Origin of the sequence: Novosphingobium pokkalii (assembly GCF_014652855.1) — a bacterium.
In the GTDB taxonomy this organism is placed as follows: Bacteria; Pseudomonadota; Alphaproteobacteria; order Sphingomonadales; family Sphingomonadaceae; genus Novosphingobium; species Novosphingobium pokkalii.
In genome coordinates this window covers 82,086-95,658 of the sequence record NZ_BMZP01000008.1, presented here as the reverse complement: position 1 = coordinate 95,658, position 13,573 = coordinate 82,086, and the positions used below count along the sequence as shown (strand labels likewise).

Below are 13,573 nucleotides of genomic sequence, written 5' to 3'. Positions count from 1 at the left end.
GAACCGCAGCGATGGCAGGGTTCCGGGCTACCCGCTTATACGTTGAACTTGAAGTGCATCACGTCGCCATCCTTGACGACGTATTCCTTGCCTTCCTGGCGCAGCTTGCCGGCATCGCGCGCGGCCGCTTCACCGCCCAGCGAGACGAAATCGTCATAGGCGATGGTTTCGGCGCGGATGAAGCCGCGCTGCATGTCGGAGTGGATTTCGCCGGCGGCCTCGGGAGCCTTGGCGCCCTGGTGGACGGTCCAGGCGCGCGCTTCCTTGGGGCCGACGGTGAAGAAGGTCAGCAGGTGCAACAGATCATAGCCTGCGCGGATCACGCGGTTGAGGCCGGTTTCGTGCAGGCCGAGTTCCTCCAGGAAAGCCAGGCGCTCTTCGGTTTCCATGCCGATCAGGTCCGCTTCGATCGCGGCGGAAACGACCACGGCTTCGGCGCCTTCGGCCTTGGCCTTTTCAAACACGCGGGCGGAATGGGCGTTGCCGGTGGCGGCGCTTTCTTCTTCCACGTTGCAGACATAGAGCACCGGCTTGGCGGTGAGGAGCTGGGCCTGCTGGAACAGGCGCGCTTCCTCGTCGTCCTTGGGCTGGGTCAGGCGGGCAGGCTTGCCTTCGCGCAGCAGTTCCAGCGCCTGGCCGAGCACGGAGGCCATGGCCTTGGCTTCCTTGTCGCCGCTGGTTGCCTTCTTCGCGGCGGCGGGCACGCGCTTTTCCAGGCTTTCCAGATCGGACAGCATCAGCTCGGTTTCCACCGTATCGGCGTCCGACAGCGGATCGACGCGGTTGTCCACGTGCTGGATATCGTCGTTTTCAAAGCAGCGCAGGACGTGGATGATCGCATCCACTTCGCGGATGTTGCCGAGGAACTGGTTGCCGAGGCCCTCGCCCTTGGATGCGCCGCGCACCAGCCCGGCAATGTCGACAAAGCCGAGCTGGGTGGGGATGATCTTCTGGCTGCCGGCGATCTTGGCCAGCGCGTCGAGCCGGGTATCGGGCACGCCGACATTGCCCACGTTGGGCTCGATCGTGCAGAACGGATAGTTGGCGGCCTGGGCGGCCTGCGTTTCGGTCAGCGCGTTGAACAGCGTCGACTTGCCGACGTTGGGAAGGCCGACGATCCCGCAACGAAAACCCATTTTCGTGTCCTTGGCTATGGCCCCAAGCCGATGCGGGGCCGCGTATTGCCGGTGGCGATGGTGGGTTGCAGGCCCAAGGTCAAGGGGGCAGGGGGCATGGACCAGGGGTTTTGCGGGGGTGAGAGGCAATCTTCATGGAAGTTTCAGGCCTTGCTGGCATGGCATGGCGGCATGATCCGCGCCGTTCCGTGTTCTTCCCGGCCATGTTCTTCCTGGCCCCGCCGCCCAGGGCGGGCAACCCTGCTCGCATCGGCTCTGGCCCTGGTGTTCGCCGTGGCCGGTTGCGGCGACAGCCCCGCGCGCCACGCCGACAAGGCGCGCAGCGCCTTTGCCGCGCAGGACTTTGGCAGCGCACGGGTGGAGGCGCTGGCCGCGCTCGATGCGGGCAAGCTGTCGATGCCCGATACGCGCGATCTGTTGCGCCTGCTCGCCCGCGCGCAATTGCAACTGGGCGATGGCGACGGGGCGCAGTCCACCCTGGCCCGCCTGGAAGAGGCCGGGGCGAAAGGCCCGGCGGTCAATCGCATGAAAGCCGAGGCGGCGCTGCTGCGCGGCCTGCCGCGCCAGGCGCTGACGTTGCTGGGCCAGGACGGCGATGCCGATGCATGGCGCCTGCGGGCCGCGGCGCAGCAGGCGCTGGGTGACAATGCCCAGGCGCTGTCCGCCTTTCGCCAGGGCATGGCGGCCGGGGACAACGCGCAACTGGCGCGCGACTATGCCCGCTTCCTGATCACGGCAGAGGATTATCCGGCGGCCGAGCAGGTCCTGGCGGTAATGCAACGCCTCGATCCCAAGGGGCTGGATACGGCCATGGTCGAAGGCGCCTTGCGGGTGAAGCAGGGGCAGCTCGATGCGGCGGCCACCGCCTATGACCGCGCGATTGCCGCCTATCCGGCGCGGATCGAGCCGCTGATCGAGCGGGCCAACCTGGCCGACATGCAGGGCAAGCTGGACCAGGCGATCGGCCTGATCGGCAAGGCGGCGCGGCTGGCGCCGGGGGATTCGCGCGTGCTCGATCTCCAGGTGCAGTTCGCCAGCGAAAAGGGCGATTGGGACAAGGTGCGGCAATTGCTGGCCCCGCACGAGGTCGATCTCGATCCGCGCACGCCCAACGGGCTGACCTATGCCGAGGCCCTGCTGCGGCTGGGCCATCCCGAACAGGCGCGGGTGATGTTTGCCCGCGCGCTGCTGCTCTCGCCGCAGAACCCCTATTCGCGCATGATGCTGGCCGAGGCGCAACTGGCCACCGGTGATCCGGCCACGGCCTTGCGCACGGTGCGGCCCCTGTCGGATTCGCGCCTTGCCGGGCCGCGCGAGCTGGACCTGGCGCTGCGCGCGGCGCGGGCGGCGGGAGATCCTGCCGCCGATACCCTGGCCGCGCGGACGAAATCGGCGCAGTGGCAACAGGATCAGAAGCTGGCGGCCGACGGGCAGGCAGCGCTGGGGCTGCGCGATTGGGCAGGGGCCATTGCCGCCTATTCCGCCTTGCTGGGCGAGGGCGGCGATGCCGAAGTGCTCAAGCGCCTGGCGCTGGCATGCAGCAACGCGGGGCAGCACCATGAGGCGATCGCCTATGCCGACCGCGCGCTGCTGCTGGCGCCGCGCGATCCCGACATGCTGCACATGGCCGGCCTGGCGCGGCTCAACGCCGGGCAGGAGCCAGAGGCGGCGCAGCGCCTGTTGCAGCGCGCGGTCGATGCCGACCCGGCCAACCGCCTGTTCCGTGCCGATCTCGCCCGCGCGCAGGCACGCTGATCGTCCAAGCCCGGCAAAACGCGAGGCGCCGCCCAAGCCAGGCTTGGACGGCGCCAGGAGAAACATCGCGAAGAGGGCGAGGCCGGCCGGGGCGCACCCGAAGATGCGCGCCCGTCCCTGTGCCGGAAATTCCCGCCCCGGCGCTTGGCTCTTAGCGGCGACGGCGACGCACGAAAGCGAGGCCGGCAAGGCCCGCACCCATCAGGCCGAGCATGCCCGGTTCCGGCACGTCGGTGCCGCCGGTCGACGACGAGGTGGTGCTGCCGCCCGAGGTCGACGAGGTCGTGGTGCTGCCACCCGAAGTCGAGGAGGTGGTCGAACCGCCCGACGTGGTCGAGGAAGACGTGGTGCTGCCGCCCGAGGTCGACGAGGTCGAGGTCGAGCTGGACGAAGTGCTGCCGCACATGGCCGCGCCGGCCGAGTGGCCGCAGTTGCAATAGTGCGTGTGGAAGAACGTGGCGTGGGCCGGCGCGGCGGCGACGGTGGTGGTCAGCGCGGCGGCGAGGATGGCAAACGAACGCTTCATGATCGGTCCCCTGTCGAATTCCCGAATGTCCAAAGCAAAAATGTCAAATCCGAGGACGGACATCTTTGGTTGACAGGATAATAAGCAAATGTGGTGCCAATCCAGGATTTCAGGGATTTCTGGTGGTCAATGCTGTTTCAGGGATATGCCCTCTGTAAGCGTTTCCGACGCTTTTACGGCAAATTGCGATTTACCTTTTCAGGGTGTTTCAGTCCTGCTGGCGCAGGGCCACGTCGTTCATGAAACGGGTATCGTCGCCCTGGGCCAGGCGCTCCGCCTCGGCGGCCACCGCGCCGAGCATGGTGACCAGGCCATCCTGCTCTGCCTTGGCGAAGGGGCCAAGCACATAGCCGGTCACGCGATCCTTGTGGCCGGGGTGGCCGATGCCCAGGCGCACGCGGCGGAAATCGGCGCCGCAATGCTGGTCGATGGAGCGCAGGCCGTTGTGCCCGGCATGCCCGCCGCCCTGCTTCACTTTCACCTTGAACGGGGCGAGGTCCAGCTCGTCGTGAAACACGGTCAGCGCGGCGGTGGACAGCTTGTAGAACCGCAGCGCCTCGCCCACGGCGCGGCCGCTTTCGTTCATGAAGGTGGCGGGCTTGAGCAGGATCACCTTCTGCCCGCCCAGGCGACCTTCCTGCACCCAGCCCTGGAACTTCTTCTGCACCGGGCCGAAGCCGTGCACGTCGGCCAGGGTGTCGAGCGCCATGAAGCCCACGTTGTGACGGTGCAGCGCGTATTGCGGACCCGGATTTCCCAGGCCGACCCAGAGTTGCATGGCAAAGGCTCCTTGCCGCTGGTCCACTTCCAAAAAGAAACCCCTCCTGCGCGGCAGAAGGGGTTTCCCGATAGCGTGCCGGTCTGCGCGAATGGCAGACCCGGAAGGATCAACCTTCCGTGGTGGCTTCGCCGGCGTCTTCTTCGGTCAGCACCGTCGGAGTCGCGATCGTGGCGATGGTGAAATCGCGGTCGGTGATCGCCGAACGGGCGCCAGCCGGCAGCTTCACGGCGCTGATGTGCACCGAGTCGCCGATTTCCAGGCCCGACAGATCGACGATGATGTCATCGGGGATCTTGTTGGCTTCGCAGACCAGTTCGAGTTCGTGGCGCACGATGTTGAGCACGCCGCCAGCCTTGATGCCGGGGGCCTTTTCTTCGTTCTGGAACACGACCGGCACGTTCACGTGCACTTCGGCGTTGGCCGAAACGCGCAGGAAGTCGGCGTGCTGCGGACGGTCGGTCACGGCGTGGAAGGCCACGTCCTTGGCGAGCGTGCGGACGGTCTGGCCGCCGATGGTCAGTTCGACGATCGAGTTGAAGAAGTGACCGGTGCCAAGGGCGCGGGCCAGTTCCTTTTCCTCGAGGTGGATGGCAACCGGTTCCTGGTTGCCGCCATAAACCACGGCGGGGGTGCGGCCTTCGCGACGCAGGGCACGGGAGGCTCCCTTGCCTGCCCGTTCGCGCAGCTCAGCCGACAGGGTCAGCGTCTCGCTCATGTGAAATACCTTCCAAAAAGAATCTGTTGCATGTTCCTGCCGTCACGCCTCCAGGGATGACCATGACGGGGAAGCGGCGGCCCTTAGCGGATCGGGCCGAAAATGCAAGCGCGGCGCTGCTGCATTCTGGATTCTTGCATCTCATGCGGGGCTATCGTCACTCACGCGACTTTCTTACTTTTCCGCCGATTCCACAGGAGGGATAGATGCACTGGATAACTCTTACCGAGAAGACGGCACGCGGAGAGCATCCCATCCACGTCAATCTCGAACACGTCAGTTCCGTGCAGGCCATGGACGGTGAAGTCACCGACGTCTGGTTTCTGGCAGGTCAAAAGGATGGCAAGATCACGGTTACCGAGACGCCCGAGCAAATCTTTGCCCAACCGCCCAGAAAATTGGCGTCCTAGGCCGCTTGGACAACTCAGTGGCTCGTGAACGGCCGTGATTGGTGGCGAGTTGCCATGGCGCAAGCCACCGAGCGGGACCCCGGATCAAGTCCGGGGTGACGAAGAAAGTTTTTATTTTCTATCCCTTAACGTCGCCCCGGACTTGATCCGGGGCCCCGCTTCTTCGGCATCAGTCCCTACAAATGTTTGCAACTGGGCGTCATCGGTCAATCGAACTTGTTCACGCCGCCTAGGAGAAAACGGCGCGCCTGTCGCTCGGGCGCTATTCCACCCGCCGCACCAGCCAGCCCTTGGCCTGAAGCAGTGCGGGCAGGCCATCGCTGCCGGCCACATGCGCCGCGCCCACGGCGATGAACGGCGCGGCGCCGTCCTTGAGCATGGCGTCGATCTGGCTGGCCCAGGCGGCGTTGCGCCCGGTCAGCAGGGCCTGGTGCAGCACGGGATCGGACAGGAAGCCTTTCTGGCTTTCGCGGGCAATGCCGAGGTCGTCGCCGCGCAGCCACAGGCGGACCATGTCTGCCTCGTCGTCGCGATCGTCGGCAGCTTCCACCGTGATCTGTTCCAGCAGCGTCTGTTGCGCGCGATCGGGCAGGGTGTCGAAAATGCCGAACTGCCCGTCCAGCGTTTCCAGGCCCGCGACCGGCTTGCCGCCGATCAGCTTGCGCAGTTGCGGCTCCACCCCGCTGGCCGGGTCCATGCCCTGCTTTTCCCCGCCGATGGCGGCGATCTGCAAGGCGACCGCCCAGGATTCCTCGTTCTGGAACTGCGCGTCGGTGAGGTTGAGATCCTTGTAGACCTTGGCCAGCGCGGCGCGATACTTCATCGCCACGCGGGCCGAGGGTGGCGGCAGGCCGGGGGTATAGGCCAGGCGCGCCAGCGCAACGCCGGCCACGTTGCCATCGAGCGGCTGGGCGATTTCCAGCACCAGGCGATCGGCATTGGCCAGCGCGTGGTCGATCGCCGGGCGGCGCCACTGCACCCCGGCGGGCAGGGCGTGGACGGTGCCGAAGATCCAGCCGCGCGTGCCGCTGGTATCGGCAATTTCCCACAGCGCGACTTTGGCAGGCAGGGGCGGCGGGGCCGCCTTGTGGCAGGCAGCCGTCAGCAAGGCGAGCGCGGCGAGAGCCCAATGCTTCCAGCCCATGGCTTACTGCACCCGCGTGACGGTGATGCCGTCCCTGGCAAGATCGTCCTGCACGCTGCCCTTGCCGGCAAGGTGGCCCGCGCCGACGGCCACGAACACCGTGCCGGGCTGCTTGAGACGCGCCTCGATCCATTTTGCCCAGGTGGCGTTGCGCCGGGTCAGCAGCGTTTCGACCAGGCGCGGATCGTCCTTCATGTCGGCCGTCATCAGCCGGCCCAGCGCTTCGGCATCGCCCTTGCGCCAGGCGGCGATGATCTGGCCGATCTGCGGGCCGATGGTATCGTACTGGTCGACCACGCTGTCGAGCCAGGCGATCTGCGCGTCGCGCGGCAGGCCATCCATCAGGTCGAACTGGAACTCGGCGGTCTCCAGCGCCTGCTGCCCCTGGGGATGGGCGGCGGCGAGCGCGCGTTCAACCCCTTCGGACGGGGAGTAGCCCCGCTCGAACAGCGGCACCACGGCCAGCGCCGCAGCGGCAAACCACGGCTTGGTGCCATCGATCATCGCGGGGGGAATGCGCGTCTTGGCCAGCACCGCGCGCAGGCGGGCGGACCGTTCGGGGCCGATCATCGCGAACAGGCTTTGCCCCTGCGGCAGCAGGCCCGGCCGGGTCGCGCCGGCGGCGATCATGTCGGTTGGCAGGATTTCGGTCACCAGCGTGTCCGAGCCGTTCAGCGCCTGCGCCACCGGTCCGGCCAGCCAGGGCTCGCCGCCGCGCGGCATGATGTGGATCGTGCCGAACAGCCAGATCGTGGTATCGGCATCGGCCACTTTCCACAGTGCCGGGCGCGATGGCGCCGGTGCCGGTGCAGGAGGCGCGACGGGAGCGACCAGGGCGCTGCCATCCGGCGCGGCGGCGGCAGGCGGGGTGGCAAGCGGGGTGGCAAGGGCCGTCAGCAGCAGGCCGGCGACGATCGAGCGGAACAGCGAAGGCATGGCCCATTCCATGCACGGGCGGGTGCGGGATGGGAAGTCTTATCCGGGCAGAGTCCTGTTGCCGCGCGCCTGCTGGCGGTTGATTTGCGCCCCGCCATCGGCCATGGGCGGCAAACCATGGCCGATACTGCAACCAAGCCGCTCAGCCTGCAGGACATGATCCTGCGCCTCCATGCCTATTGGAGCGAGAAGGGCTGCCTCGTTCTGCAACCCTACGACATGCGCGTGGGGGCGGGCACGTTCCACCCGGCAACGACGCTGCGCTCGCTGGGGCCAGAGCCGTGGAACGCGGCCTATGTCCAGCCCAGCCGCCGGCCGACCGACGGCCGCTATGGCGAAAATCCCAACCGGCTCCAGCATTATTACCAATACCAGGTGATCATGAAGCCGAGCCCGGCGGACATGCAGGATCTCTATCTCGACAGCCTGCGCGCCATCGGCGTCGATCCCCTGCAGCACGATATCCGCTTCGTGGAAGACGATTGGGAATCGCCCACGCTCGGCGCCTGGGGCCTGGGCTGGGAAGTGTGGTGCGACGGGATGGAAGTGACCCAGTTCACCTATTTCCAGCAGATGGGCGGCTTTGACTGCAAGCCGGTGGCGGGCGAGCTGACCTATGGCCTCGAACGCCTGGCGATGTACATCCAGGGCGTCGATAACGTCTATGACCTGGCCTACAACAACCATGGCGTGACCTATGGCCAGGTGTTCCTGGAAAACGAGCGCCAGATGTCGAAGTGGAACTTCGAGATCGCCAATACCGACGCGCTGTTCGACCTGTTCCGCAAGGCGACCGAGGAGTGCCAGAACTGCCTCGACGCCAAGCTGCCGATCCCGGCCTATGAACAGGCGATTGAAGCCAGCCACGTGTTCAACCTGTTGCAGGCGCGCGGCGTGATCTCGGTGCAGGAACGCGCCAGCTACATGGGCAAGGTCCGCGACCTCGCGCGCGGTTCGTGCGAAGCCTATATGGACAAGTACAAGGACGAATGGGCGGAGCGGTTTCCGGGATGGACCGCGTGACCCTTTCCGTTGCGCACAGGGCTTCGACAAGCTCAGCCCGAACGGCATTCGCTTCCGAATTCATCAGCTCTCGCCCGTTCGCCCTGAGCCTGTCGAAGGGCGCAAGCACCACGCTGCCCTTCAAGCGGGCTTCGACAAGCTCAGCCCGAACGGGTTTGAGCTTTGATTCCCGCACTCCGTTCGCCCTGAGCTTGTCGAAGGGCGCGAGCACCACGCTGATCACACCGAAGAAAGACGCCGCATGACCGCCGATTTCCTGCTCGAATTGCGCAGCGAAGAAATCCCCGCGCGGATGCAGGCCGGCGCGCGCGCCGATCTGGAGAAGCTGTTCGTCAAGGAACTGGCCGCTGCCGGGCTGAAGGCCGGGGCGATCACGGTGTGGTCCACGCCGCGCCGCCTGGCGCTGATCGCGCGCGATCTGCCGCTGGCGACGCAAGCCGTGAGCGAGGAAGTGAAAGGCCCGCGCGCCTCGGCCCCGCCGCAGGCACTCGAAGGTTTCCTGCGCAAGACCGGCCTGACCCGCGAGCAACTGACCGAGCGCGATGGCGTGCTCTTCGCGATCACCGAAAAGCCCGGCCGCGCCACCCGGGACGTGCTGGCCGAGGCCATTCCCGCGATTGTCCGCGCCTTTCCCTGGCCTAAGTCGCAGCGTTGGGGCGCGGCGTCGTTCAGCCCGGAAAGCTTGCGCTGGGTGCGTCCGCTCTCGGGCATCATCGCGATCCTGGGCGATGAGGCGATCGATCTGGAAGTGGGCGGGATCCGGTCCGGCACGGTCACCCGTGGCCACCGCTTCCACCATAGCGGCGACGTGGTGATCACCGGCGCGGCCGACTATGCGGCCCGCTTGCGCGATGCTTTCGTGATCGTCGATCATGCGGAGCGCGAGGCGACCGTGCGCGAGGGCGCCCGCGCCGCCGCGCAGGCCGCCGGCCTGGTGCTGGTGGACGATGAAGGCCTGGTGGTGGAAAACGCCGGCCTCACCGAATGGCCCCAGCCGCTGCTCGGCCGCTTCGACGAAGCGTTCCTGGCCGTGCCGCCCGAAGTGATCCAGCTCACCGCGCGGGTGAACCAGAAGTACTTCATCTGCCGCGATGCCGCCGGCAACCTCGCCAATGCCTTCGTCTGCACCGCCAACATCGCCGCCAGCGATGGCGGCGCGGCGATTGTGGCGGGCAACCGCAAGGTGCTGGCCGCGCGCCTGTCCGACGCGCGCTTCTTCTGGGAGCAGGACCAGAAAGTGCCGCTCGCCGAGCAGGCGAAAAAGCTGGCTCGCATCACGTTCCATGAAAAGCTCGGCACCGTGGCCGACAAGGTGGCCCGCGTGGCGGACCTGGCCGAATGGCTCGCCCGCGAAGGCGTGGTGCCCGGCGCCGATCCGGCGCTGGCGCGTCAGGCGGCGGAACTGTGCAAGGCCGATCTCGTCACCGACATGGTTGGCGAATTCCCTGAATTGCAGGGCCTCATGGGCGGCTATTACGCCCGCGCCGAAGGCCTGCCCGACGCCGTGGCCGACGCCATCCGCGATCACTACAAGCCGGTGGGGCAGGGCGACGACGTGCCGACCGCGCCGGTTTCGGTCTGCGTGGCGCTGGCCGACAAGCTGGATACGCTGCGCAGCTTCTTTGCCATCGATGAAAAGCCAACCGGGTCCAAGGATCCGTTCGCGCTGCGTCGCGCCGCGCTCGGCATCATCCACCTGATTACCGAGAACGGCCTGCGCTTTGCCGTGGCCGAAGGCGATCTGCTGACCTTCTTTGCCGACCGGCTCAAGGTGCAGCAGCGCGAAGCGGGCGTGCGGCACGACCTGATCGACGCGGTGTTCGCCCTCGGCGGCGAGAGCGATCTCGTGCGCCTGCTGGCGCGCGTTTCGGCGCTCCAGGCGTTCGTCGGCACGGAAGATGGCGTGAACCTGCTTGCCGGATACAAGCGTGCCGCCAACATCCTGAAGAAGGAAGCGGCGAGCACCGCCGGGGCGCAGGGCGAAGGCGTCGTGCCGCCCACCGGCGAGGAAGACCCGCTGGCGCTGGTGGACGATCCGCTGTTCAAGGATGTGGCTGCCGAATTTGCCCATTCCGAGCCAACGCTGTCCTACACCCCCGAACCGGCCGAAGCGGCGCTGATGACCGCGCTGGCGCAGGCTGCGCCACAGGTGGAGCAGGCCGTGGCGCAAGAGGCGTTTACCACGGCGATGGCTTCGCTCGCCTCGCTGCGTGCGCCGATCGATGCCTTCTTCGACGACGTTACGGTTAATGACGCAGACGCGGAAAAGCGGGCCAATCGCTTGGCACTGCTTGACCAATTCCGTGCTGCGGTGCACAAAGTAGCGGACTTTTCGCGGATCGAGGGCTAACCGCCCTCGATCCATTTCCTAGACCTTGCAATGGCTCAACTTTGCTCAGGGAACGGACTGTAATTATGAGTGCATACGTATTCCATTTCGGCGGTGGTGCGCGAAACGACGATCCCCGGGCCAAGGACAAGACCATTACCGGGGGCAAGGGCGCCAACCTGGCCGAGATGGCGGGCATCGGCCTGCCGGTGCCGCCGGGCTTCACCATCAGCACCGAAGTCTGCGCGCAGTACAACACGGCCGGCAAGCAGTTCGATGCCGATATCAAGGCCGGCGTGGCGGCGGGCCTGGCGCATATCGAAAGCGCCACCGGCCGCGTGTTTGGCGATGCCGCCAATCCCCTGCTGGTCTCGGTGCGCTCGGGCGCGCGGGTTTCCATGCCCGGCATGATGGACACCGTCCTCAACCTTGGCCTCAACGACGTGACCGTGGAAGGCCTCGCTGCCGATTCGGGCGATGCGCGCTTTGCCTGGGACAGCTATCGCCGCTTCATCCAGATGTATTCCGACGTGGTTCTGGGCGTGGACCATCATCGCTTTGAAGATGCGCTGGAAATCGCCAAGGAAGACAATGGCTATTACGCCGATGTCGAAATGAGCGCCGAAAACTGGCAGAAGCTGGTGGGCGAATACAAGGCAATCGTGGCCGAGGAACTGGGCCGCCCATTCCCGCAGGACGTGCACGAACAGCTCTGGGGCGCGATCGGCGCGGTGTTCGATAGCTGGGAAAGCGAGCGCGCCAAGGTCTATCGCAAGCTCAACGACATTCCGGCCGACTGGGGCACGGCGGTCAACGTCCAGGCCATGGTGTTCGGCAACATGGGCGATACTTCGGCCACCGGGGTTGCCTTCACGCGCGATCCAGCCACCGGCGAAAAGGCCTATTACGGCGAATGGCTGGTCAATGCTCAGGGTGAAGACGTGGTGGCCGGCATCCGCACCCCGCAATACCTGACCAAGGCTGCGCGCGAGCGGGCCGGGGCCAAGCCGCTGTCGATGGAAGAGGCCATGCCGCAGGCCTATGCCGAACTGGCCGCCGTGTTCGAGCTGCTGGAAAAGCACTATCGCGACATGCAGGACATCGAATTCACGGTCGAAAAGAACAAGCTGTGGATGCTGCAAACCCGTTCGGGCAAGCGCACTGCCAAGGCCGCGCTCAAGATGGCGGTGGACATGGTGGGCGAGGGGCTGATCGATGAAGCCACCGCCATCGCCCGCGTTGATCCCATGGCGCTCGACCAGTTGCTGCACCCCACGCTCGATCCCCAGGCGCCGCGCGATGTGCTGGCCAAGGGCTTGCCGGCTTCGCCCGGCGCGGCCAGTGGCGCCGTGGTGTTCGATGCCGATACGGCGCAGGCGCGCGCCGAACGTGGCGACAGCGTGATCCTGGTGCGCGTGGAAACCAGCCCCGAAGACATCCACGGCATGCACGCGGCCAAGGGCATTCTCACCGCGCGCGGCGGGATGACCAGCCACGCTGCCGTGGTGGCGCGCGGCATGGGCCGCCCCTGCGTTTCGGGTGCCTCGGGCCTGTCGATCGACATGGCCTCGCGCAAGGCGCGCATCGGCAATCGCGAAGTGGCCGAAGGCGACCTGATCACGCTCGACGGTTCGACCGGCGAGATCATGGCCGGCGAAGTGCCGATGGTGGAGCCCGAACTGGTCGGCGATTTCGCCACGCTGATGGTCTGGGCCGACAAGCACCGCCGCATGAAAGTGCGCACCAACGCCGAAACCCCGCTGGATTGCCAGGTCGCCCGCCAGTTCGGCGCCGAAGGCATCGGCCTGTGCCGCACTGAGCACATGTTTTTCGAGGCCGGGCGCATTTCCGCCGTGCGCCAGATGATCCTGGCCGAAGACGAAGCCGGCCGCCGCGCCGCGCTCGCCAAGCTGCTGCCCGAACAGCGCGCCGACTTCATCGCGATCTTTGACGTGATGGCGGGCCTGCCGGTCACCATCCGCCTGCTCGATCCGCCGCTGCACGAATTCCTGCCGCATGGCGATGCCGAGTTCGAGGAACTCGCCGAAGTGACCGGCCTTGGCGTCGACCACCTCAAGCGTCGCGCCGGGGAACTGCACGAATTCAACCCCATGCTCGGCCATCGCGGCTGCCGCCTGGGGATCACGTTCCCCGAAATCTATGAAATGCAGGCCCAGGCCATTTTCGAGGCAGCGGTCGAAGTCGCGCTCAAGTCGGGCGAGGCGGTCGTGCCCGAAGTGATGATCCCGCTGGTGGCGACGAAGAAGGAACTGCAAATCCTGCGCGCGCTGGTCGATCGCGTGGCGGCCCAGGTCTTTGCCGACAAGGGCAAGACGCTGGATTATCTGGTCGGCACGATGATCGAACTGCCGCGCGCCGCATTGATGGCCGGGGAAATCGCCGAGGAAGGCACGTTCTTCTCGTTCGGCACCAATGACCTGACGCAGACCACCCTGGGCGTGAGCCGCGACGACGCCGCGCGCTTCCTCAACCCCTATGTGGACCAGGGCATCTACCCGCGCGATCCGTTCGTCAGCCTCGATATCGAAGGCGTCGGCCAACTCGTCGAACTTGCCGCCGAACGCGGCCGCAAGACGCGCCCCGACATCAAGCTGGGCATCTGCGGCGAGCATGGTGGCGATCCGGCCTCGATCGCCTTCTGCGAAAAGGTCGGCCTCGATTACGTTTCGGCCAGCCCCTATCGCGTGCCGATCGCGCGATTGGCGGCGGCGCAGGCGGCGTTGAAGGCTTGAGCTTGGGCTAGGGCTTCGCACCACCCCCCGACCCCCTCCTCTGAAGAGGAGGGGGAGCAGGCATT

At 66.4% G+C, this 13,573-nt stretch carries 12 protein-coding genes; 6 read left to right on the top strand and 6 right to left on the bottom strand.

Annotated features, from left to right (window positions below; genetic code table 11):
* Nucleotides 1–35 precede the first annotated feature (35 nt).
* The gene (gene ychF, locus IE191_RS10490; protein WP_191324326.1) at nucleotides 36–1,136 is read right to left on the bottom strand and encodes a redox-regulated ATPase YchF; all 1,101 of its coding nucleotides are present in this window, start codon (nucleotides 1,134–1,136) and stop codon (nucleotides 36–38) included.
* Between the two features lie 171 nt (nucleotides 1,137–1,307).
* On the opposite strand from ychF, the gene IE191_RS10485 reads away from it, so the two are divergent.
* Nucleotides 1,308–2,891: a tetratricopeptide repeat protein gene (locus IE191_RS10485; RefSeq protein ID WP_191324325.1), complete on the top strand. Its 1,584-nt coding sequence runs from the start codon at nucleotides 1,308–1,310 to the stop codon at nucleotides 2,889–2,891.
* Between the two features lie 151 nt (nucleotides 2,892–3,042).
* On the opposite strand, the gene IE191_RS10480 is transcribed toward IE191_RS10485, so the two are convergent.
* From IE191_RS10480 to IE191_RS10470, 3 genes are all read right to left on the bottom strand, one after another.
* Nucleotides 3,043–3,417 carry a PEP-CTERM sorting domain-containing protein gene (locus IE191_RS10480; RefSeq protein WP_191324324.1) on the bottom strand — a complete coding sequence of 125 codons (375 nt, stop codon included), beginning with the start codon at nucleotides 3,415–3,417 and terminating at the stop codon, nucleotides 3,043–3,045.
* Nucleotides 3,418–3,625: 208 nt separating this feature from the next.
* Nucleotides 3,626–4,195: an aminoacyl-tRNA hydrolase gene (pth, locus tag IE191_RS10475; protein WP_191324323.1), complete on the bottom strand. Its 570-nt coding sequence runs from the start codon at nucleotides 4,193–4,195 to the stop codon at nucleotides 3,626–3,628.
* A gap of 109 nt (nucleotides 4,196–4,304) precedes the next feature.
* Nucleotides 4,305–4,913 carry a 50S ribosomal protein L25/general stress protein Ctc gene (locus IE191_RS10470; RefSeq protein ID WP_191324322.1) on the bottom strand — a complete coding sequence of 203 codons (609 nt, stop codon included), beginning with the start codon at nucleotides 4,911–4,913 and terminating at the stop codon, nucleotides 4,305–4,307.
* Between the two features lie 206 nt (nucleotides 4,914–5,119).
* Here IE191_RS10470 and IE191_RS10465 point away from each other — a divergent pair, with 206 nt between their 5' ends.
* Nucleotides 5,120–5,323: a hypothetical protein gene (locus IE191_RS10465; protein WP_191324321.1), complete on the top strand. Its 204-nt coding sequence runs from the start codon at nucleotides 5,120–5,122 to the stop codon at nucleotides 5,321–5,323.
* Between the two features lie 262 nt (nucleotides 5,324–5,585).
* On the opposite strand, the gene IE191_RS10460 is transcribed toward IE191_RS10465, so the two are convergent.
* Together IE191_RS10460 and IE191_RS10455 are read right to left on the bottom strand one after the other, a co-directional pair.
* Complete coding sequence (locus IE191_RS10460; protein ID WP_191324320.1) at nucleotides 5,586–6,467, bottom strand: TraB/GumN family protein; 882 nt, start codon at nucleotides 6,465–6,467, stop codon at nucleotides 5,586–5,588.
* A 3-nt stretch (nucleotides 6,468–6,470) separates the two neighbouring features.
* The gene (locus IE191_RS10455; RefSeq protein WP_191324319.1) at nucleotides 6,471–7,403 is read right to left on the bottom strand and encodes a TraB/GumN family protein; all 933 of its coding nucleotides are present in this window, start codon (nucleotides 7,401–7,403) and stop codon (nucleotides 6,471–6,473) included.
* A gap of 117 nt (nucleotides 7,404–7,520) precedes the next feature.
* Here IE191_RS10455 and IE191_RS10450 point away from each other — a divergent pair, with 117 nt between their 5' ends.
* The 4 genes from IE191_RS10450 (at nucleotide 7,521) to ppdK (ending at nucleotide 13,508) form a co-directional block, all read left to right on the top strand.
* Nucleotides 7,521–8,426: a glycine--tRNA ligase subunit alpha gene (locus IE191_RS10450; RefSeq protein ID WP_191324318.1), complete on the top strand. Its 906-nt coding sequence runs from the start codon at nucleotides 7,521–7,523 to the stop codon at nucleotides 8,424–8,426.
* A complete protein-coding gene (locus tag IE191_RS10445; RefSeq protein ID WP_191324317.1) occupies nucleotides 8,423–8,671 on the top strand; it encodes a hypothetical protein in 249 nt (82 codons plus the stop codon). The genes IE191_RS10450 and IE191_RS10445 overlap by 4 nt, the downstream gene beginning before the upstream one ends.
* Nucleotides 8,668–10,776, top strand: coding sequence for a glycine--tRNA ligase subunit beta (glyS, locus tag IE191_RS10440; protein ID WP_191324316.1), 2,109 nt, complete (start codon nucleotides 8,668–8,670; stop codon nucleotides 10,774–10,776). Before IE191_RS10445 ends, glyS begins: the two co-directional genes overlap by 4 nt.
* A 65-nt stretch (nucleotides 10,777–10,841) precedes the next feature.
* Nucleotides 10,842–13,508, top strand: a complete 2,667-nt coding sequence (gene ppdK / locus IE191_RS10435) for a pyruvate, phosphate dikinase (protein WP_191324315.1) — start codon at nucleotides 10,842–10,844, stop codon at nucleotides 13,506–13,508.
* Nucleotides 13,509–13,573 lie beyond the last annotated feature (65 nt).